The sequence below is a fragment of the Chryseobacterium sp. VAUSW3 genome, from assembly GCF_002205795.1.
GTDB classification, from domain to species: domain Bacteria; phylum Bacteroidota; class Bacteroidia; order Flavobacteriales; family Weeksellaceae; genus Kaistella; species Kaistella yananensis.
On record NZ_NIUY01000002.1, the window covers coordinates 823738 to 843628 of the forward strand.

Annotated in this window: 14 protein-coding genes and 1 tRNA gene; 6 read left to right on the forward strand and 9 right to left on the reverse strand. The window is 37.3% G+C overall.

All coding sequences use genetic code 11. From position 1 onward, the window contains the following. Window positions 1–4 precede the first annotated feature (4 nt). Together CDW55_RS09075 and CDW55_RS09080 are read right to left on the reverse strand one after the other, a co-directional pair. Window positions 5–1411: a TolC family protein gene (locus CDW55_RS09075; RefSeq protein WP_088469415.1), complete on the reverse strand. Its 1407-nt coding sequence runs from the start codon at window positions 1409–1411 to the stop codon at window positions 5–7. 191 nt (window positions 1412–1602) lie between these two features. Beyond that, window positions 1603–7500 (reverse strand): alpha-2-macroglobulin family protein, encoded by a 5898-nt coding sequence (locus CDW55_RS09080; protein ID WP_088469416.1) that lies wholly within the window; start codon window positions 7498–7500, stop codon window positions 1603–1605. 62 nt (window positions 7501–7562) lie between these two features. On the opposite strand from CDW55_RS09080, the gene CDW55_RS09085 reads away from it, so the two are divergent. The 3 genes from CDW55_RS09085 to CDW55_RS09095 are packed head-to-tail and all read left to right on the forward strand — an operon-like array spanning window position 7563 to window position 9697. After that, a complete protein-coding gene (locus CDW55_RS09085) occupies window positions 7563–8318 on the forward strand; it encodes a hypothetical protein (RefSeq protein ID WP_088469417.1) in 756 nt (251 codons plus the stop codon). Window positions 8319–8321: 3 nt separating this feature from the next. After that, complete coding sequence (gene recF, locus CDW55_RS09090; RefSeq protein ID WP_088469418.1) at window positions 8322–9407, forward strand: DNA replication/repair protein RecF; 1086 nt, start codon at window positions 8322–8324, stop codon at window positions 9405–9407. Continuing rightward, entirely contained in the window at window positions 9404–9697 is a 294-nt protein-coding gene (locus CDW55_RS09095; protein ID WP_088469419.1) for a hypothetical protein, read from the forward strand. The genes recF and CDW55_RS09095 overlap by 4 nt, the downstream gene beginning before the upstream one ends. Here the strand turns inward: CDW55_RS09095 and CDW55_RS09100 are convergent. The 3 genes from CDW55_RS09100 to CDW55_RS09110 are packed head-to-tail and all read right to left on the reverse strand — an operon-like array spanning window position 9675 to window position 13459. Then, window positions 9675–11708 carry a recombinase gene (locus CDW55_RS09100; RefSeq protein ID WP_088469420.1) on the reverse strand — a complete coding sequence of 678 codons (2034 nt, stop codon included), beginning with the start codon at window positions 11706–11708 and terminating at the stop codon, window positions 9675–9677. The genes CDW55_RS09095 and CDW55_RS09100 overlap by 23 nt on opposite strands. Before the next feature lie 18 nt (window positions 11709–11726). Beyond that, window positions 11727–12371: a monofunctional biosynthetic peptidoglycan transglycosylase gene (mtgA, locus tag CDW55_RS09105; protein ID WP_088469421.1), complete on the reverse strand. Its 645-nt coding sequence runs from the start codon at window positions 12369–12371 to the stop codon at window positions 11727–11729. A 41-nt stretch (window positions 12372–12412) separates the two neighbouring features. After that, window positions 12413–13459: an ABC transporter substrate-binding protein gene (locus CDW55_RS09110; RefSeq protein WP_088469422.1), complete on the reverse strand. Its 1047-nt coding sequence runs from the start codon at window positions 13457–13459 to the stop codon at window positions 12413–12415. Window positions 13460–13505: 46 nt separating this feature from the next. On the opposite strand from CDW55_RS09110, the gene CDW55_RS09115 reads away from it, so the two are divergent. Then, a tRNA-Arg gene (locus tag CDW55_RS09115) sits at window positions 13506–13579 on the forward strand. Between the two features lie 27 nt (window positions 13580–13606). On the opposite strand, the gene prmA is transcribed toward CDW55_RS09115, so the two are convergent. From prmA to CDW55_RS09130, 3 genes are all read right to left on the reverse strand, one after another. Next, window positions 13607–14434 carry a 50S ribosomal protein L11 methyltransferase gene (prmA, locus tag CDW55_RS09120; RefSeq protein WP_088469423.1) on the reverse strand — a complete coding sequence of 276 codons (828 nt, stop codon included), beginning with the start codon at window positions 14432–14434 and terminating at the stop codon, window positions 13607–13609. Between the two features lie 147 nt (window positions 14435–14581). Then, window positions 14582–15583 (reverse strand): glycosyltransferase, encoded by a 1002-nt coding sequence (locus tag CDW55_RS09125; protein ID WP_088469571.1) that lies wholly within the window; start codon window positions 15581–15583, stop codon window positions 14582–14584. 34 nt (window positions 15584–15617) lie between these two features. After that, window positions 15618–16781, reverse strand: a complete 1164-nt coding sequence (locus CDW55_RS09130) for a class I SAM-dependent RNA methyltransferase (protein WP_088469424.1) — start codon at window positions 16779–16781, stop codon at window positions 15618–15620. 133 nt (window positions 16782–16914) lie between these two features. On the opposite strand from CDW55_RS09130, the gene CDW55_RS09135 reads away from it, so the two are divergent. Both CDW55_RS09135 and CDW55_RS09140 read left to right on the forward strand, forming a co-directional pair. Continuing rightward, a complete protein-coding gene (locus CDW55_RS09135) occupies window positions 16915–17652 on the forward strand; it encodes a class I SAM-dependent methyltransferase (protein WP_088469425.1) in 738 nt (245 codons plus the stop codon). 62 nt (window positions 17653–17714) lie between these two features. Continuing rightward, window positions 17715–18404: a ZIP family metal transporter gene (locus CDW55_RS09140; RefSeq protein WP_088469426.1), complete on the forward strand. Its 690-nt coding sequence runs from the start codon at window positions 17715–17717 to the stop codon at window positions 18402–18404. Between the two features lie 63 nt (window positions 18405–18467). On the opposite strand, the gene CDW55_RS09145 is transcribed toward CDW55_RS09140, so the two are convergent. Then, window positions 18468–19868 carry an OmpP1/FadL family transporter gene (locus CDW55_RS09145; protein ID WP_088469427.1) on the reverse strand — a complete coding sequence of 467 codons (1401 nt, stop codon included), beginning with the start codon at window positions 19866–19868 and terminating at the stop codon, window positions 18468–18470. Between the last annotated feature and the right edge of the window lie 23 nt (window positions 19869–19891).

The window sequence follows — 19891 nt, forward strand, 5'->3', positions numbered from 1 at the left end:
CGTTTTATAGTTTTTCTGCGTTTAATTTTTGTGTAGACTTCATCAGTTCAATCGCTGCCCTTCTTTGGTTGAAAATAGCGGTTTGATAGTCTAATTCTGCAACTTCCAAATCGTTTTCAGCTTCAATTAATTGGGTTGCTTTAATCAAACCATATCTGAATTCTTTTTCGGCTTGTGTCAATGCATTTTTAGCAATTTTTTTCGCAGTCGCTTTTAGATCAACCTGGGCATTTGCGATGTTATAATTGGTTTGGTTATTCGCTAAATTGAGTTGCAATTTTCTTTCGGCATCAGATTTTTTACTTTCTAAAATTTCTCTGTCAATTTTTGCTTTTTCTACTTCATGTTTTCCTTCATTTCCATCAAAAACATCCCATTTAAAACCAATTCCCGCTTGAAAAATGGGCAGTAAATTAAGATTTGTCAAGTCATTATCTAACTTTGCACCAGTTCCCGGCATTAATACTTTAGAGGAAGAAATATTGGTGTTATAAAATCCCATGTAGGAAAGCGACGTCATCGCTTGAACTTTCGGAATCCACCACGTTTTTTCTGCTTTAATTTTCGCATCAATCGCTTTCATACCAAAATCCAAAGCTTTCAGTTCCGCTCTGTTGTCGATGGTTTCATCGGTTACCAAATACTCAATTTTTTCTAGATTCGGGTTGATTAAGGCTATTCGCTCTTTATCAATTCCTGTTAAAAGATGCAATTGCGTTATCAGCAACTCTTTTTTGCCTTCGTATTCTACCATTTTAGAATCCAAAGTAGCTTGTGCCAACTCTATTTTTTTGTAGTCGTAAGGGGTGATTAATCCATAACCAAGAGCTTTTTCAGCTGTTTTTTTATTGGCATCCAGACGTTTTTTGCTTTCATCCAACACCTTTTTTGATTCTGCTACCAGTGCAAACTGATCATACGCTTTAGAGATCTGCGTAATCACTTCGTCTTCATTTTTAACCTGCAAAGCTTTGTTGGCATTGTCTTTTTCAATCAAAGCTTGCTTCAGATACTTTACTTTTCCGCCAGAATACAGAACCGCGGTTGCTTCGATTTTTGCCGCGGCATCAAAACCTGACAAATTAAAATTATTGTTAAAAGTTCCTTCCGGGAAAACTGCACCGGGAAAAAGAGGGGTAATTGCAGGTATGGCAATTTCTGGTGAGACTACCTTTGCCGTAGCGTTTAAGTATCCAGCTTTACCAGAAATCTCCACAGTTGGCAAGAAAATATCTTTAAGTTTTTCTTGATCTAATTCATTTGCTTTAGACTCTAAATTTTGTTGTTCTATGGCCGCATCTTTAGTCATCGCAGCGTCTACTAATTCCTGGAAGGAAGGAGCAGTTTGCGCTGAGAAGGACAAAGGAAAGCCCATCATTGCTGTAAAAATTAATGTTTTATAGTTTTTCATTTTTGATGTTTGTTTACAGATGCAAAGTTGCTACGATTGAAAAACTATTCCTTTGACATTTGTCAAAAAATAAAATCGCCCACAAATTTTTCTGGACGAGCTATATATTTATGTTTTGGCTAAAGCCTTGACATTTCCGACTAAAAAAGTCGGGCTAAAGCCCGACTCTATTGATATTTTAGAATTATAAATTATTCATTTATGGAAACTTTTGTTCCCTGTGTATGAGCGTTCATTTGCGGCGCGTAATAATTCTGCAAAGTGGTAATTCCGTTGCTGAAAGTTCCCGCAGCATTACAAATATAATCATACTCAAAAACGTATTTTCCTTTCGGCATGTATTCGATGTAGAAATTGGTAGAAGCATCTTTGGTGACTTGATAATAGCCCAAACTATTTTTCCATTGATAACCAGAAAGCACATCAACCGGTTCAAAACCTGCTGCTCTCATATCTTTAAGGTGAATAAATTCCATATTTCTGTCGGTGTTCAGAATCATTCTTACCGTTACTTTATCGCCGATTTTTAAAGGTGAATTTTCTGTAATTTTCTGCAATTCTTCACCATTTACGGTTTTTACTTTTTTGTACAATTCTTTGGTGATGGAAATATAACTTTCAGAAGATTTAATTTTGTCTAGATCCTCATAATATTGCCAGAATAAACCACCTTGTACAATTCCAGCTCCTGGTTTTGTAATGGTTACTGTGGCTAAATTTTTATCTATTTTATCTGAATTCACCGCTGACTTCACATAACCCGTTGCTTTTGTATCAGGATTTACCAAATCTTTTCCGCCCCATATTATTGTGGCTTTATCGCTTTCCGCTGAAGTCCAGGATTTTCCAGAATTGAGAATCGTGTAAATCACTTCGGCTGTACTTCTGGAAGTATCCCAATTAGATACTTCTTTTTGGGTGATGAGCCAAATTTTCATTTCTTCTACAAAATTTTGATCAGTTGTCAATTTATTGAAGGCTTCCAAAGCACCAGCATGATTTACGGTTTTAGAAGAATACCAACCCCAATCATTGAGATTTTGTTTCCAATACACCCCTTGCGTTTCGCTTTGGACGGAAGTTTCTTTCAAATAAGTCATCAATTTTTTAGAAATATCTTTCAAATTGTAAGCATCAAAAAGCAACGCTGCTCTATGCAAACCAAAGAAAGTAAAATCAGTAATTTTTGCAGTTTTAGCTTTTGAAATCACTAAATCTTTCATTTTCTTTCCATCACCTTTCAATGGATATTCTTTTTCCCAATAATGACGGGTATCCAAATAATCTAACACATAATTGCTCCAGACATTTTCTTTTTTCACTTCAAAATATCTGCTCACTTCCTTGTCCACATATCTCACCAACTGAGAAACCATTTCTTTTTGTTCGGTAGATTGATAATCTGCTAAATTTCCTTTCAACCATTCATTAATTCTACCTAAATTTTTCAAAATATAAAGCGAGTTGTAGTAAGAACTTGGGTAACCAGCGTACCAAGAGAAACCACCATCAGGATTTTGCAGTTTTTTCAGTTCGCTCCAATCATCGTTGATTGAATTTCGCATGGTATTCGCATCGAACAATCTTGCCAATTTTGCCATTTGTTCTGTTTCGTTTTTAGAATCCAAAACCCAAGGTGTTTCTTCCAACAACAACTGTTTCAATTCCTGGTTTTTTTCCAAATTTGAATTGAGTAAACCTTTAGATTGATATTCATCAAAAACGGTTTTCATTTTCGGATTGGCTTTGAAAATTTCAGACGCCAAAACATCGGCAAACCACTTATTGAAAACCACATCCGCAGAAAGATTGTTATCATTCTTAAGACTTGGCAACGCAAAAATCACTTCCCAAATTGGATTGGTAGTGAGTTCTAATTTATTGGAAACATTGGTCGCTGTTTTAGAAGAATTATTTTTCAGATTTTCTAAAACAAAAGTTTTGGTTTGACCTTCCTTCACAAAAACCGGAACGGCATCAGTCACCAACATTCTGTTTGGAAGAACCGCAATTGCTTTTTGTTCGCCATCTGAAAATTGACCAGCTTTAGCTACGTTTTTAATGATGATAGAAGAAACTCCATTCGGAACTTTTACCTTCCATTGTACAGTTGTGCTTCCGTTTTCTTTTAATGTAAATGATTTTTGAATCTCTTTTAAATCAAATTGAGAAGAAATATCTTCGTTGGTAAAAGCATCTAATATTTGCAAATTCGCAAAACCGTTGAGTTGTTGATTTGTTAAATTGCTCAATTTAGATTTGAAAACCAGTTCATCGCCTTCACGCAAAAATCTAGGATAATTAGGTGTTACCGAAAATTCTTTCTGAGTAACCACTTCTTTCTCCAAAAGCGCCGCTCTCGCATCTTTGGTATGCGCTAGAAACATCAATTTCCATTGGGTTAAAGCTTCCGGAGAAGTAAATTCAAATGTGACATTTCCTTCTTTATCTGTCATTAAATTTGGATAGAAAAACGCGGTTTCATTGAGATTTTGACGAACCTGAATATCGTCTAAATTTTCCTTACTATTTGGAGGCGGAGGTGTTTCAACTTTTGGCGCTTTAACAGGTTCAGGAACTATATTTTGAACAACTTTCATTGCAGAATCCGAAAGTGATCTCACTCCTCTGATAACTACATTACTTTTTTCCATTTTCGCTTCTTCAGCATAAGCCGTAACCATTTGCTCACGAACAATTCTTCCATAAATTCCACCGTCAAACCAATTAAAATTTGGGAAATTCACACTTTTCTGCTCTAAATACGGAACTCGCCTGTTGTAAAATTCCTGAGCGAGATTTTCATTGATTCCGTAAGAATTCATAAGAAAATATCGCTGATACAACTGTTGCCACGAATAAGAATTGGCCGCAAACTGATCCAAAGATTTGTCGTACATATTGGCCAAAACTTCAGCATTGATTTTCTCTTTATCTTCCCCGAGAATTTTTACCGTCCATTTTTCTTTTGAACCAGGTTGCAGTTTATCGCGGAAAGTCACCGTTTCAATTCTCAAAGGTTTTTTATCAGAGATAATTTTTAGATTCACCGATTCGGTTTGCACATCGTTGAAAGCTACCAACTGAAACTGAACATTGATCTGGTCGATGTTTTCGTCTTTCGGGAACGATACTTCGTACTGTAAAACTCCATTTTTGAAAGTTTTCTGTTCGGTTACCGTCTTTCCATTTCCATTCTGCACATAAATGTTGACCAACGCATTCGGAATTGCCGAATAAGCATAGATGGTCGCCTTTTCATTTCGGTGAAATTCCAATTTTGGTTGAATGATTTTCAGGAAAGGTTTTTGAAAATCGGTGAGGAATCTTTTATCGAAAACCTCGAAAGTTTTTTCGGTTTTTATAGTGTCTTTTCCTTCGATATTAAAGAGTTCAAGTTTATACTTTCCTGCTGATAAAGAGCCAAGATTCAAGACACTAGAATCAAGATTTTTTGATTCCGAAGCATCGGTTTTCGGTTCTTGATTTTTTTCAAAAATTACTTTTTCAACTCTATTCTCTTTCTCTTCCTTTGAAAAATAATCATGCGGGAATTTCTGAATGAATTCCGCCTTCGTAAACTTAGGTAAGTCCTGAATTTCACCTTTAAAATTATCCCTGAAAATCCTTTCATCAGGGGTCAATTTGAAAAGTTTTACGGTGTAAGGCTTCTTTAAATTCTGGTCGTTGTAATTTTTGGTTTCGACTTTAATTTTAAGATTTTCATCGGTAAAAGTATCTTTGATATCGTCGGTCTTAATATAATGAGAAACCGAAGCCACTTTCAAATTGGTTTGATCGGATTGTGTTTCTCCGTTAATATCGGTAACCGAAGCATTAATTTGATAATTATCAATCTGAATTCCTTCTAAAGTTTCATCTTTTTTAAAGTCAATTTTTATGGTGAATTCACCTTTTTCATTCGTTTTTACTTCGCCGAGAATTGAGTTTTCATTGTCATTTCCACGAGGATACCACCAGAAATATCTCCAACGAATATTTTGTTTTTTAATTTCATAATTTACGGTTGCATTAATCAATGCAACTCCGGAAAACATCATTGCTTTTCCTTTCAGCTCAATGGTTTGCCCGTACTTATATTCATCTTTAACTGGCTCGAAAGTAACTTCAAATTTCGGCCTTTTGTATTCTTCAACTCTGAAATATTTCATTCCATCGATTATGTAGTCCGAATCTTCATCATCATTATCCACCTCAATGCTGAATTCACCATTCAGTTTACCTTGAGGCAAGGTGAAACTTCCATTAACAGAGCCAAATTCATTGGTAACCAATTGCTGTTTACTCAATTCTTCACCGTTAGCATCATTTAAAATAATATTGAGTTTAGATTGGGAAACCACATTTTCTTTTTTGGATTCTCCGTTGAAAGCAGTGGCAACTACTTTAAAATAAACGGTTTGTCCAGGTCTGTAAATCGCTCTATCTAGGAAAATTTGTGCCTGTTCTCTGTCTTCAATTTTATTTTCTCCGTAGTATTGATTTCCATAAGCTTGAATCAAATTGAAATCATTGGTCTTCGGTTGTTGTACCAAAAAATAGCGGTAATACTCTTTATCTTTAGAAAGAGGAAATTTGAAATTCGCAGCATTATCGGAAGTGATGTCATAGGTATTGACGGTTTTTCCACGAGAATATTCGAAGATTTTCAAACCTTCATTAGAAATCGGTTTTCCGTTTTCTCGTTGGACTAATTTTAGGCGATCTTCAATGGATTTTCTCTCATCTTTTTGGTCATAAATCAATCTAGAAGAAGTTGCAATAAAATAAAAATGGTCTTGAATTCCGTTCTCTACAACATATTCCACCAAATAAATTCCCGACGGAAGTGGCTTTATTTCTAATGAAGTTTGGTGATTTTGAAAATCATTCAAGTTCGGAAGTTTGAAAATCTCCTTTCTAGCCAACGATTTTTTAATTGCTGAAAAATTATTTTTATCATAAGAGTTTGAAACGTATTTCAGGAAGTTGGTTACATCATCTTTCACTTCATAAATATTCAACGAAAACTGATTTACATTTTTCCCTGCAGCAAGCAAATGAATCGGCAAATTTGCCTGCGTATGTTTCTCATATTTTATGGTTAAAGTTGGATTGAGAATCTGATTCTTTCTGTTTTCCAAATTGTTATAAAACTGCGATTTTGAATATTGTTTTTTCCCATCTTCAATCCATTGCAGCGCTTCTGCGAATTTTTTATCTGCCGTTAAAAGATCCACAATATCCGCAATAATCATTAACTTGTAATCCCCTTCAATATTGGATTTCGCAAGGTTTTGCAGCTGCAAAAGTTGGTTTTTGCAATTCGTAAATCCGCATTGATCATTCAGTTTTTTATGCTGAAAATAGAGTTTTGAATTCCCGGAATTTTTAGAAATCAATTCCTCATAAGTTGATAAAATTCTGGCTTGATTTTGCTTTAATTCGTTCGGTGTGAAAAGATCATTGCTTTTTAAAAATTCAATTTCATTAGAAAAACTCCAATCCAATACTGTCGGAAAATATTCCAAATCATTTTTATTTTCGAAAATTCCTTTAATATCCGAAGTTTTTATTTTTTTTAAATGATCTTTTTCTGCATTTAAAATCGAAAAATTTTTAGTTAAAAAATTTTTAAAATCCAATTTGCTCCAGGTTTCGATTTGTGCAAAATCTTGGTTATCAAAATTCGTTCGTTGGTTGATTTCCCAAGAATTATTCTGGTAATAATCCCAAAAAAACTCTCCCAATAAAACCTGAAAAACCAATTTCTGATCACCTTTCAGTGTTTCGCCGAATGCTGAAAGTTTCTTGAAAAAACGGCTCGTAGCATCATTGTCACCATCATCATACGTTTGGTTGGAAATACTGAATTCCGCCTTCAGCGAGCGAATCAATTGGTTAATATTTTCATCTTTCATAGCTTGTTTTTGGATTTCTAAAATAATGGGAAGATTGGATTTGTACTTTCCGGTTTTGTAATTATCGCTGACTTTTTTCCACTGGTCATCATAATATTTTTGACCAAGAAGCGGCGCAAAGAACATTATCAAAAGAAAAAAACTGAAGATTTTGGTGAGATTTTTCATAAAAAATTGGTGCTAAATTAGCTTTAGGATGGCGAAACAATTTATTGGTTAAATTTGCGCAGATGCAGATTCTAAATTTACTGAAAAAATATATCATCGACAGCCAAACTTTTGTTTCATTGATGGGAACGCTTTTGGCAGTGTTTTTTATGCTCGAGCAAAACTTGTTCCGCTTGCCTACGGTGATTTTAATTTTCATCACTTATTTCAGCGGCTATCTTTACACCAAATACCAACAGCATAGGTTTTTCTGGAAAATTTTTGTCTTCAATGTACTTTGCGGAATTTTTTCTGCCTTGCTGATTTTGGCGAATCATAACGAAATCCGGCTTGTAAAATGGGCAGTCATCGTATTTTTGGGATTGCTCTATAATTCATCATTTTTAGAAAATCAAATCCGGAAAATTCCGCTTTTAAAAGCTTTTTACGTGGGTTTCACCTGGGCACTGATCAATTCGTGGCTGATTGTACCTGAATTTCATCCGGAGATTTTTACCATCAGTCTTTTATTTGTTACCGCTTTGGTTCTCCCTTTCGATATCCGCGATATGAAAAATGATAAAATCGTGACATTTCCCAAATTAATTGGCGTTCAGAAAACTAAATACCTCGCCTATCTCATGGTGTTTGCAAGTGTTGTAATTGCAACATTTGTTTTAAAAACAGATTTTTCGGTTTCCTTTTTCCTGACTTCATTGGTAACTTTTATTTTCATTTATTCTTCTGAGAAAAGCAACAGAGACACATACTTTTCTTTATGGGTAGAAAGCTGTTCTGGGCTTCCGCTTTTATTTCTGATTTTAATGAAGTATTTTTGACAAATGATTATCCAGAAACTTCATTTAATCAATTTCAAAAACCATCCGGAAAAAACCTTTGAATTTTCACCACAAATCAACTGTTTTGTAGGCAACAACGGCGTGGGGAAAACAAATGTGGTAGATGCGCTGCATTATCTTTCGGTGGCCAAAAGTTTTCTGGGAAATACTGATCTCAATAACATAAAAACCGGGGAAGATTTTTTCACAATCGAAGGTGAAATTTCTGATGGTGAAAAGCAAAATATCATTAAAATCCAGATGCCGAAAGAGGCGAAGAAAATCATCAAAAAGAATGACAAGTCTTACGACAGGCTGGCGGATCACATCGGTTTTTTGCCGAGTGTCATTATTTCTCCTTACGATTCCAATTTAATTTCCGATTCGGGTGAAAGCAGGAGAAGATTTCTGGATGCCATGATTTCTCAGACGGATGCCGATTATCTTTTTAATCTGATTCAGTACCAAAAAACCGTGCAGCAGCGAAATGCCTTATTGAAAAACTTTGCTAAAAACAGGTATTTTGATGCCGAAAATCTGGAGATTTACAATGAACCTTTAATTAAATTCGGAACGCGGATTTTTGAAAAAAGACAACAGTTTACAGACTCCATCGTGCCGCTGATTCAGAATTATTACGAAATAATTTCGAACGGGAATGAAAAAGTATCGGTACATTACCACTCAGATTTACAGGAAGACAGTTTCGATAATCTTCTGCACCACAATAGCGAAAAAGACCGGATGCTTACATATACGTCGAAAGGCATTCATAAAGATGATCTTATTTTTGAAATGAATGGTAATTCGCTAAAAAAAACCGGAAGCCAAGGACAGCAGAAATCTTTTTTAATCGCACTGAAACTATCACAGATGAACAGAATTAAAGAACTTACGGGAAAAACACCGGTTCTTCTGCTGGATGATATTTTTGATAAACTCGATGACACGCGGGTTTCACAATTAATAGAACTTGTTAACCAGGAGCATTTCGGCCAGATTTTTATCACCGACACGAACAGGGAACGTACGGAAAAAGTGGTGAAAAAAATTAATGAAGAAAGCAGAATTTTTGAAATTGAACCATGAGAAAGAAAAAACGCGAATTTCAGTCATCAGAACTGGTGAAATCATTTGCCCGAATTTATGGTTTTGAGGATAAGCTGCTGGCTTTTGAGATCAAGGATTTTCTGCATGAATATCTTAATGACGCCTTGTTCAGCGAAATTGAATCGGTAAATCTGAATAGGAAAATTTTAGAAATCCGCATTAAATCGCCACTGCTTAAAAATGATTTCCGGATGCGTAAAACCTTCTTCCTGAATAAATTTAAAGAGAAATTCGGCGAAGAAAATATCAGCGATCTTCAGATTTCGTAGCTACCGTATTTTCTACCATTTCCTTTGCGCTGCTGTCGAGTTCTGAACGGATGGGCAGGAAAAACTGTAAAGGATTTTTCATAAAATACCTGAAAATTTCTTTGTAAATTTCAGTCACTTCCCCAAAATTTACTTTTCGGGACCGGAAAGCCAGAACCATAGAAAGTCCGAAACTCACCGCAAAATTAAAGAATCCAATCAAAAATACGGTGATTACAGAAATCACTACGGTGTAGGTATCCACCTCAAATCCTTTTCCATAAAAGCCCAGTGCGATATTCCCGGCGGCAAATGTAATGTGTCGGATGTCCAGATCCAGACCCAGAAAAAGGCCAACAGGACCGGTAATTCCAAGGAACACCCCAAACCAGAAGTTCGAAATAATTCCGGCGGCGTTTTTTGCGTAATAGTCTGAAATATTTTGCGCTGATTTTTTGCCAAGAAAATAATTCAGAAAAGGATTTTTGGCAATTCTTTTCGGAATATGGTAAAACACCGAACTGTTTCCGATATTTCCCGAAATAATTCCCGAAATGAAAAGGAAAAAGCCTGCAATACACGCATGGAAGATGGCTTTTGATTTGAAAGGATCGTGATCCTGAAGTATGTTGGAGGCTTTTTCTGCCGCAAAATTTTGCTGAAAAAGCACATCAAGACCGTAAATAATGGCAAGCGCTACAGGAAAAGCCAGCGCTACATTTCCCATAAATGCGATAAACTGAGAGCGGAAAACTTTAGAAACCAGATGCGCAAAATCCACATAATTTTTCTGGGTATTTTCGCCTTCAGAAAGTACTTTGGCCATGGTTGCGGCCGTCATTGCCGGCTGTTTTGTGGCTAAAGTAAAACTCATCAGATAAATCATAATGAATCCCATCGCGTAATTAAAGGCGTATAAGATTCCGTGAGAAAAATCGCTGCCCGGAAGTGATCCGTAAAAAAGCTTTAATACCACCAGACAGCCCACGATAATTCCGCCGCCACTGGCTTTCAGGAACATGCTCATATAATCCCGACGGGAATTGGTGATATAATGCGTTCCTGTTTCTGCCGTATGGTTGGTAATTAGGTGCGACATCAGCCGGGTGCTGTCAGAAACCAAATCCAGCAGGTTATTCTTGTGAGATTTATAATTCAGGATATTGAAAAACAGCTGTTTAGATTTACGCACCACATCATCTTCCTCATCAATCACCATCACCTGATGAATATCGCTCATCCGGTTCAGCTGCTGCCTGATCTTGAGCAGCGACTGGTTAATTTTACTCGATATTCCGTATTTCGCTGAGTTTTTAAAGGCTAAAGTCACAAAATCAAGACATTGCTCGAGATACACTTTAATCTGCTTATAATGTACGTCTTTGGAATTCAGGATAAAATCAGGATTTTCAGCGAAATTTTCATTCAGGCGGTCGAGTTCATTCTGTAGGGCCAGAAAAGGATTATCGAATTTGCGGTATTCCGGCGCCATATTTACCACTTCCACGTCCATTGCATTTCCGATGACGCGCCAGGCAAGAATATTCATGGAAAAAAGCAGCTCATTTTTCACCTTAGGACGGATGATTATATCATCGATCCTTAGCAGCTGGAAAAATTCGGTGAGCTGTTCCTCCGGGATACTTTGGAAGTACTGTAGGTCTTTGCCCGTTCTTACTGAAATCGCATCGACCAGAAACCATACCGTATTTTCGTGTTCTACTGCAGGCAGAATTTTGTTCAGGAGTCTTTTTTTGAATTCCGGAAAAAAAGCGTTTTCAGATAAAATATTAGCTTCTGTAAGCGAAAGATTAAAGGGTTTACCTTCGAAAAGATGGTTGATATAGTACCCGAAATTTTCTGTCACATCAGGATTAGTACGCAAAAAATCAAGAATTTCCTCAAAATCTGATTCCCGAAGATTCATCAGCAGCTCAGAAAGAGGTTCCAAAGATTTCGTTTCGTTCCGGAAACTGAAATATTTGGAAAGTACGGTGTTAAAACCTGTCTTATTTCTTTTGTACAAAGGCATATTCCCTGCAAAGATAATTTATTTTAAATTGACATTGTTCATCTGCCGCATGATCCAGCTGTGTTTCCGCTTGAGGTAAGAAGATGGATTTTTAGGATCATATTTTTTTGGATTAGGTAGAATGGCGGCAATCCACGCGGCTTCACTTTTGGTTAAGTTTTTTGCATTTTTATTGAAATAATACTCAGAAGCAGCCTCTACTCCGAAAACGCCGCGGCCCATTTCAATGGAATTCAGGTATCTTTCCAGGATTACATCTTTACCCCAAACAAGTTCGATGATGAAAGTGTAAACAGCTTCCAGCCCTTTACGGATCCAGCTTCGGCCCTGCCAGAGAAACACATTTTTAGCGGTTTGTTGGGAAATGGTGCTTCCGCCTCGCAGTTTTTTGCCCTGTTCGTTATGTTTCATGGCTTTTTCAATCGCCTTATAATCGAAACCGTTATGACTGAAAAATGCCTGGTCTTCAGATGCTATCACCGCCTTTTTCACATTGCTACCCATTTCCTCATACGACACATAATTTCTTTTGAGCTTGCCGTACTGCATCAAACCGCCAATCTGTGTAATCGTTACGGGCGGATTAAAGAATTTTCCCCATACGATGAAAAGTATATTCGCGAGAATGAGTATAAAGATGAGTTTTTTGATTTTCTTCCACATATTTTATTAGAGATAATAGGCTGCAAAAATAGAAATATTAATTATTTAAGGGGCTTCAGGTATGTTAAATTATAATTGGGCAGCAATTCGGGATGAAAAATTTTGATGTAATCTTTCAGAATTAAATCAGAACGGACTACTCCGCTTTCGAAAAAATCATTCGCACTTCCCTTCTCTCTCCCGCTCACGGTGTAGAGTTTTCCGTGATGGTATACATTCATTTTCGTGTAATTCGGGTTGATCTGCAATAGTTCTTTCTTTGTCTTATGGTTTCCCACATTCACCCAAAATTCAGCATTCTGAGATTTTGCAAAAACTTCTTCAAAACTTAAAGGAACTGCTTTGGAATCGGAGTTTGCAGCGTTAATATATTTTGCATTTGCATCTGCAATCAAAGTTGCTAAATTTGTTTTTCCGCCGGGTAAGAACCATTGGTTTCCGTACATTTCATTGGCAAGAACAACAGGTTTGTACTGTCCTTTTTGTGCCAAAGCTTTCAGTGAATCATAGGAACTCTGAATCTCGTTAAAACGCACAACTGAAGCTTCTTCGGGCCCTAAAAGTCTTCCGAAAACCATAAGATATTTGGATTTTTCCAAAGGATTCTGCTCCAAATATTCATCTAGAAAAATAATTTCGATTCCGTTTTTTCTAATGAGATCGTAGGTATTATCGAAACTTGCAATATAATTCGTAAAGACCGCGTCGGGTTTTAATGCGATAATTTTTTCGATATCATATTTCTGCTCGTTTCCGATGTTCTGAATTTTTCCCTCTGAAATGAGACTATGAATTTTCTCCGAATAAACATATTCCGGACTGGAGATTCCGATGATTTTATCTTCTAAACTCAATTCTGTAAAGTACCCTACCAGACTTGCATTAAGCAACATTACTTTTTTAAAAGGCAGTTTCGAAACAGGAATATTGTAATTAAATTTACCCGATTTTAACTTTACAAAATCGCCGACACTTTTGAATGCGACATTTTCCGAAATTTTTTGCCAGTCGTTAAGCGTATATTTTTCCTCCTTTTTACACGAAAAAAGCAGAAATACAAATAAAAATGCAAAAAAAGTACGTTTCATTTTTTGAAAGGAATAAAAAAGTGTTATATTTGCAGACCTAAAAAAAGGCCTCGTGGCGCAACTGAATAGCGCATCTGATTACGGCTCAGAAGGTTACAGGTTTGAATCCTGTCGAGGTCACAGAAACCCTGCATTGCGCAGGGTTTTTTATTTTTCCAGAAGCAGGGAAACCCATTCTTCGCGCTGCAGTTTTCTTTTTAACGTGAGTTTCTGCTCATTACAAACCTCCAGGATATCATCAAAATCAAAGAAACATAATCCGGAAAGCACGAGCTGTCCGCCGTTATTTAAAACGGAAACATAAGTCGGAATGTCTGAAATTAGAATATTCCGGTTGATATTCGCCAGAATAATATCGAAATTTTCGTTGCCTAAGTTATCGGCGGTTCCCTGCGAAATCTCAAGTTCTACATTGTTTCTTGCTGCATTTTCTTTTGAATTTTCTACCGACCATTCGTCGATATCGATGGCAACGGTTTTTCCGGCTCCTTTTTGTTTCGCGAAAATGGCAAGAACCGAAGTTCCGCAGCCCATATCGAGCACGGTTTTGTTTTCAAAATCCATGTCGAGCATCTGCTGAATCATGAGATAGGTCGTTGCGTGATGACCAGTTCCAAAGGACATTTTCGGCTGAATGATGATTTCGTGCGGAAGATTTTGGTTTTCGTGAAATTCTGCCCGGATCGACACCTGATTTTCTACATTAATCGGCTCGAAATTCTTCTCCCACTCTTCATTCCAGTTGATATTGGGCATTTCGCGGTAAGTGTAGAAAATTTCTACAGCTTCATTTGAAAACATACTGATTTCCTGAAGTTGCTTTTCATCAAAAAGGTTTTTCTGAATATAGGCCAGAATTCCCTCGTGTTCCTCCGTAAAACTGTCGAAACCGATTTCGATGAGTTCTGCCATCAGGATTTCGTTCCAAGGCTGAAGCGGCGATATCGTGAAGTTGAATTCTAAATAATTGTTCATGATGAATTTTTTGTAAAAATAACTATTTTTCTATTGATAAGGGAACTGCGCCCCGGATTGAACGGCATGTTTGAGCTCTTTTTCCAGCGGCGGCTTCGCCGCCGCCGGAAAAAAGCGAGTAGTGAAAGCCGGAAATGTGCGCCCAAATTAATTCCTGTGAAAATGAGAAGGAAATGCGTCCTCCGGTTTCTGACGGAAAATATTGAGCAGAATCCACGATTTCAGAAAGCCATAACCGTAAGAAAACATCTGGATATAGGTGGAAATTACCGCAAATGAAGCGATGCTGATATTTTTGGTCTTATACAGCGCATGAAAAAACACAAGCACAGTATACAACCCGTACATCGTAAGGAAAAGTCCTTTCTGAAAGAGAAAGTATTCAATAAAACCCAAAATGTAACCGATGAGAAAAACTGAGGGAAATGCAAACGAAATCTTCACATATTTCGGGTGACGCTGGTTAAGAATAGGTCTCGCGCAACCGAATTGGTAGACCTGTTTTGAGAATTTCCCGAAATCGACGCGCCGCTTATGGTAAACCCCAATATCATCAAAAAAGGCCGTTGTAAAACCGTTTTCCCAAAGCGTCATCGAGAGATCCGGATCTTCGCCAATCCGCATTTCTGAAAATCCGCCAACGGCCTGGAACGCTGATTTTCTCACGCCCATGTTAAAACTGCGGGGCTGAAATTTGGTGACCGCTTTCTTGTTTCCGCGAATTCCGCCTGTAGTGAAAACTGAGGTCATCGAATAGGAAATCGCCTTCTGCATCAGGTTGAAACCTTTGTGGGCTTTATCGGCCCCGCCAAAAGCGTCGCAGGGAATTTCCGTAATATTTTTTTTGATGTTTTCGATGTAATCTTTTTCGACAATCACATCGGAATCTACAAAGACAAGCCAGTCGTTCTTGGCTCTTCTGGCACCATAATTCCTGCTCAAACCTGGTCCGGAATTGTCTTTTCGGTAAAACTGAATATCTAAACTTTCCTTAAAAAGTGCTGTCGTCGGTCGCAGATCAATCTTGGAACCATCATCAACAATGATGATTTCAAAATCTTTATCGGTTTGATGAGACAATGAATTGAGCAACTCGAAAAGTTCGTCTTTCCGGTTATAAATAGCGATGATGAGCGAGATGGAATTCAATGGACCGATTTCTGAATGATTTAGCGAGAAACTTTTACTGATTTTCGAGTTTATGAATTTTCTTTGTGCCTTCATACATTTCAAACTGTAGGAAACGGCATTCTAATTTTCCGTTGAAAAGTTTGATTCTTCGGGAAGGTCTTAATCCAACTTTCTTCGCTGCATCGAGGTCTGAAGAAATAAACCACGCCAAAGTATTTGGATAATTTTTCTTGAAAGTGTCGCCGATTTTTTTGTAAAATTCATCATCCTGAATTTCAATTCTCTCGTCATAAGGCGGATTGAAAACCATCATCAGCGGGAACATATCTTTTTTCGATTCGAAGAAATCCTGCCTTCTCACTTCAATTACATCTTCCATTTCTGCTGCTTCTATGTTGAGATGAGCCGCGTTCAACATTTGATTATCTAAATCGTAACCTACAATTTTTCCTGTGAATTCTTTGATTCGGTTGATTCTTACTTCTTTTATTTTCTGGAAAAGTTCTGCATCATAATTTTTCCAGTTTTGAAAAGCGAATTTTTTACGGAAAATCTGTGCCGGCAAATCCATGGCAATCATGGCAGCTTCAATAAGAATCGTTCCCGATCCGCACATGGGGTCCAGAAAATTACCTTTTCCGTCCCAGCCTGCAAGCTGTAGCATTCCACTGGCCAACACTTCATTAATCGGCGCTTCGCCTTGTTCTTTACGGTAACCTCTTTTAAAAAGCGGATCTCCACAGGAATCCAATGAAATCGTTACCAATTCCCTGTCGATATGCAGGTGGAATTTAATATCCGGATCCTGAACATCTACATTCGGTCTTTTGCGGTGATGAAATTTGAAATAATCTACAATCGCGTCCTTCATTTTCTGGGACATGAACTGCGAATGGCGGAACCGGTCCGAATATACCGTGGCATCGATGGCAAAGGTTTGGTCAACATCCATATATTCGTCCCACGGGAACGCAAAAAGCTTATCGTAGAAGCGGCTTTCGTCCCAGGCTTTGAAAGTGAGCACCGGAATCATTATTTTGAGCGCAGTTCTGGAGGAATAATTAATCTTGTAAAGAAAACCTAGATCGCCTTCGCAGTTTACCGCGCGGTTTTTGATCTCAACCTTCTTACCGCCCAGTTTTTTAATTTCTTCTGCCAATACTTCTTCGAGTCCGAAAAAAGTTTTAATCTGTATCTGTAAGTTCTCTGTATTCATATGAGTTTAGGTATTCAACCTTAATAATTTATTGGTGTGATTCTCATGCAAAACTCTATTCGCCTTTGTCATTTAATAAGAAATCTTTTGTGATTTGTAGTTTAAGAAATGCAAATTTAGTTATTTTTGCACAATGGCATGGTTTGAAACGTGGTTTAATACCCCTTATTATCATATTCTTTACAAGGACAGAAATTTCGAAGAAGCAGAAAATTTCATATCGCTGCTAATCAACGATTTGCAGATCCCGAAACATTCAAAAATTATTGATTTAGCCTGTGGAAAAGGCCGGCATTCTGTTTTTCTGAATAAAATGGGTTTTGAAGTTTTAGGACTCGATCTTTCTGAAGAAAGTATTTCACAGAACAAAATTTTCGAAAACGAAACTTTAAAGTTTAAGGTTCATGATATGCGGCACCCCATATATCCGGAAATCTCGAAGATGAAAGTTGACGCAGTTTGTAATCTTTTTACAAGCTTCGGATATTTCGAAAGTGAAGATGATGACAAAAAAGTCTTTAGATCTGTTGCTGATGTGCTGGAAGATAACGGATTTTTCGTTCTTGATTTCCTGAACGAGAAGTGGGTGAAAAATACTTTGGTCGCGGAAGCGGTAACCACAAAAGGCAACATCGATTTTCATATTTCCAAAAGAATCGAAGACCAACATGTTATTAAAGATATTGTTTTTAAAGATCAGGGCGAGGATTTCCACTTCTACGAAAAGGTGAAACTTCACACCTTGGAAGAGATTGGTTCTTATGCCGCGGAATTTGGATTTGAAAGGGTAAAAACTTACGGAGATTATAATCTCGGAACTTTCGATCGGGATACTTCTCCGCGTTGTATTAACGTTTTCAGAAAACTTTAAAAAGATTTCGGACTAAAAATTTTTAGCGGTAATTTTATCACAAACCACAATCAGAAAGATTCATGATTATTTTTCTTTTAATATTAAGTGTTCTGGCCGGAGTATTTCTCGGAAAATATTTTGGTGGGAAACAGAAATTTGCAAAAAATCTCCTGATTTTAAGTGCCGGTTTTCTAATTACCATCTGTCTTAATGATGTTTTCCCGGAAGTGTATGCCGAAGGAAATTCCAACATCGGTATTTTTGTAATCGCCGGAGTGCTTTTGCAAATGCTGCTTGAAAATCTCACAAAAGGATTCGAGCACGGCCATTTTCACCATCATCACGAAGAGAAAAACATTTTACCGGTAGCACTTATGATCGGGATGTTTATTCATGCCTTTTTGGAAGGAATTCCTCTGGCAAACGAAACCGATGTTTTCAATCCTTATTTAATGGGAATTCTTTTTCACAACCTTCCGATTTCCTTTGTTTTGGGCGCATTTCTGATTCAGAAACAGAAATTTACGACTTCCTGGCTGATCATTGCCTTTTTTGCAATTGCGTCACCTCTGGGATTAATTACCGGAAATTATTTTAACCCCGATTTTAAAGTCTATTTTCTGGCCCTGGTAGGTGGAATCTTTCTTCACATTTCCTCGGTTATAATCTTCGAAAGCAACAAAAATCACAATATTGACTGGTGGAAAATCCTCATGGTGATTTGCGGTGTAATTTTAGCGCTGGTGGGACATTTGTTCCATGATCATTAATAAATAAAAAGGCTCCGGATTTCTCCGAAGCCTCCCATCATTATTTCACTTAATTCCGGAAATTTAGAATTTCCAGCCTAGTGTTATAAAGAAATTATCTTTAGTATTTTTTACGTTTGAAACTACTGATGCATCAGATTCAACAATATAATTGTTTGAAAAATATCCCGTATTAGTTGCTCCAGAACCCCGCAAAAACGGGCTGCTGTATTCTGAATTTACATTCTGGTAAGCCGCATCGATAAAGAATGATTTGAAATCATAACCAATCCCAGCACCCACAGTATTTCTTTTTCCTAAAATCAAATTGTCGTAAGATGTATTTGCTGATGTTCCGGTATCCGATAATGTACTGATCGACATCGAATCAAACGGACTTGACGCAAATCCGTAACCTCCTCTAAGTCTGAAAGCAGCAATTCGGTATTCTGCACCAACTTTTACCTCTGACAGATTTTTAGAGTTTTGATCAAAAAAGCTGTTTAATTCCGTTTCAGCATCGCCATACACTTTATATTTAGGTTTTGTAAGTCCCAAAGAGTAATCTAAGTTGATAGCAAAATTTTTGTTGGGTACGTACGCTGCACTCAAAGTTGCTTTCATAGGTGAAGAAAGTCTGCGGTCTTCGGTATACGTTCCGTCTACTGGATTTTCATATTCGCTGTAAATTCTTGCAATGCTCCACCAGGTTGGCGTTTCCAGTGACGCCCCTAATCTGAACTGTGGATTAATCTTACCGATTACTCCGACAGAAGCCGAGAAACCGTTGGCAGACTCTGAAAAAGGCGTATACTGTTTGTCGTAAACATCAGTAACATTGTCATTACCTGTAAAAGCTGCAGAATCATACTGATCGAGAACCGAGTTGTGGAAATTCAATCCGGCACCTACATAAATTCTGTTGTCGTAATTCCCACCTACACCAATGCTTGTTTTGGAGAGGTTGCCATATCGGTTATACGCATGACCGGCAAATGCAAGCTCATCAACGAGCACATTGTCCGCATCTCTGATTTCATATATGAGATTGCTGTTTCCGGGAGTTTCGGAGTAATTCTCAATCGACTGATTCGAATAGCTTACACCTACATTCACAAATTTCCATGGCGTAGAGCCGCTCACAGGAAAAACGGCCACACCTCCAACATTTCCTAAATCAGTATTATTGACCTTGTAATCTGCAGATTTGCCTGCATATGTAGTGGTATTTTTATTGGCTTCTATCCCTAATGTTCCCGAAAATTCACTGGCGATACTCACACCAATACCCGCAGGGTTAGAAGCAAGTGTCGAAAAATCTCCTCCCAATGCTCCCATAGAACCTGCCATAGCATTGTATTTTGATGAACCGTTCAGTGAGCTGTTTGAATACACTTCAACTGTGTTTCTAAGGGTTGAAACATCCTGCGCTTTTGCAAAATATGCAGCAGAAAGGCTTAAAACTATTAAAGAATTTTTAATCATTTTAAAATATGAGTTTTTTTTAA

Bases quoted from the DNA above. Each gene is read 5' to 3' on its own strand.
- CDW55_RS09095 (WP_088469419.1), top strand. From the start codon at position 9,404: ATGAGAAAGAAAAAACGCGAATTTCAGTCATCAGAACTGGTGAAATCA.
- CDW55_RS09130 (WP_088469424.1), bottom strand. From the start codon at position 16,781: ATGAATACAGAGAACTTACAGATACAGATTAAAACTTTTTTCGGACTC.
- CDW55_RS09110 (WP_088469422.1), bottom strand. From the start codon at position 13,459: ATGAAACGTACTTTTTTTGCATTTTTATTTGTATTTCTGCTTTTTTCG.
- CDW55_RS09085 (WP_088469417.1), top strand. From the start codon at position 7,563: ATGCAGATTCTAAATTTACTGAAAAAATATATCATCGACAGCCAAACT.
- CDW55_RS09135 (WP_088469425.1), top strand. From the start codon at position 16,915: ATGGCATGGTTTGAAACGTGGTTTAATACCCCTTATTATCATATTCTT.
- mtgA (WP_088469421.1), bottom strand. From the start codon at position 12,371: ATGTGGAAGAAAATCAAAAAACTCATCTTTATACTCATTCTCGCGAAT.
- prmA (WP_088469423.1), bottom strand. From the start codon at position 14,434: ATGAACAATTATTTAGAATTCAACTTCACGATATCGCCGCTTCAGCCT.
- CDW55_RS09075 (WP_088469415.1), bottom strand. From the start codon at position 1,411: ATGAAAAACTATAAAACATTAATTTTTACAGCAATGATGGGCTTTCCT.
- recF (WP_088469418.1), top strand. From the start codon at position 8,322: ATGATTATCCAGAAACTTCATTTAATCAATTTCAAAAACCATCCGGAA.
- CDW55_RS09145 (WP_088469427.1), bottom strand. From the start codon at position 19,868: ATGATTAAAAATTCTTTAATAGTTTTAAGCCTTTCTGCTGCATATTTT.
- CDW55_RS09080 (WP_088469416.1), bottom strand. From the start codon at position 7,500: ATGAAAAATCTCACCAAAATCTTCAGTTTTTTTCTTTTGATAATGTTC.
- CDW55_RS09100 (WP_088469420.1), bottom strand. From the start codon at position 11,708: ATGCCTTTGTACAAAAGAAATAAGACAGGTTTTAACACCGTACTTTCC.
- CDW55_RS09140 (WP_088469426.1), top strand. From the start codon at position 17,715: ATGATTATTTTTCTTTTAATATTAAGTGTTCTGGCCGGAGTATTTCTC.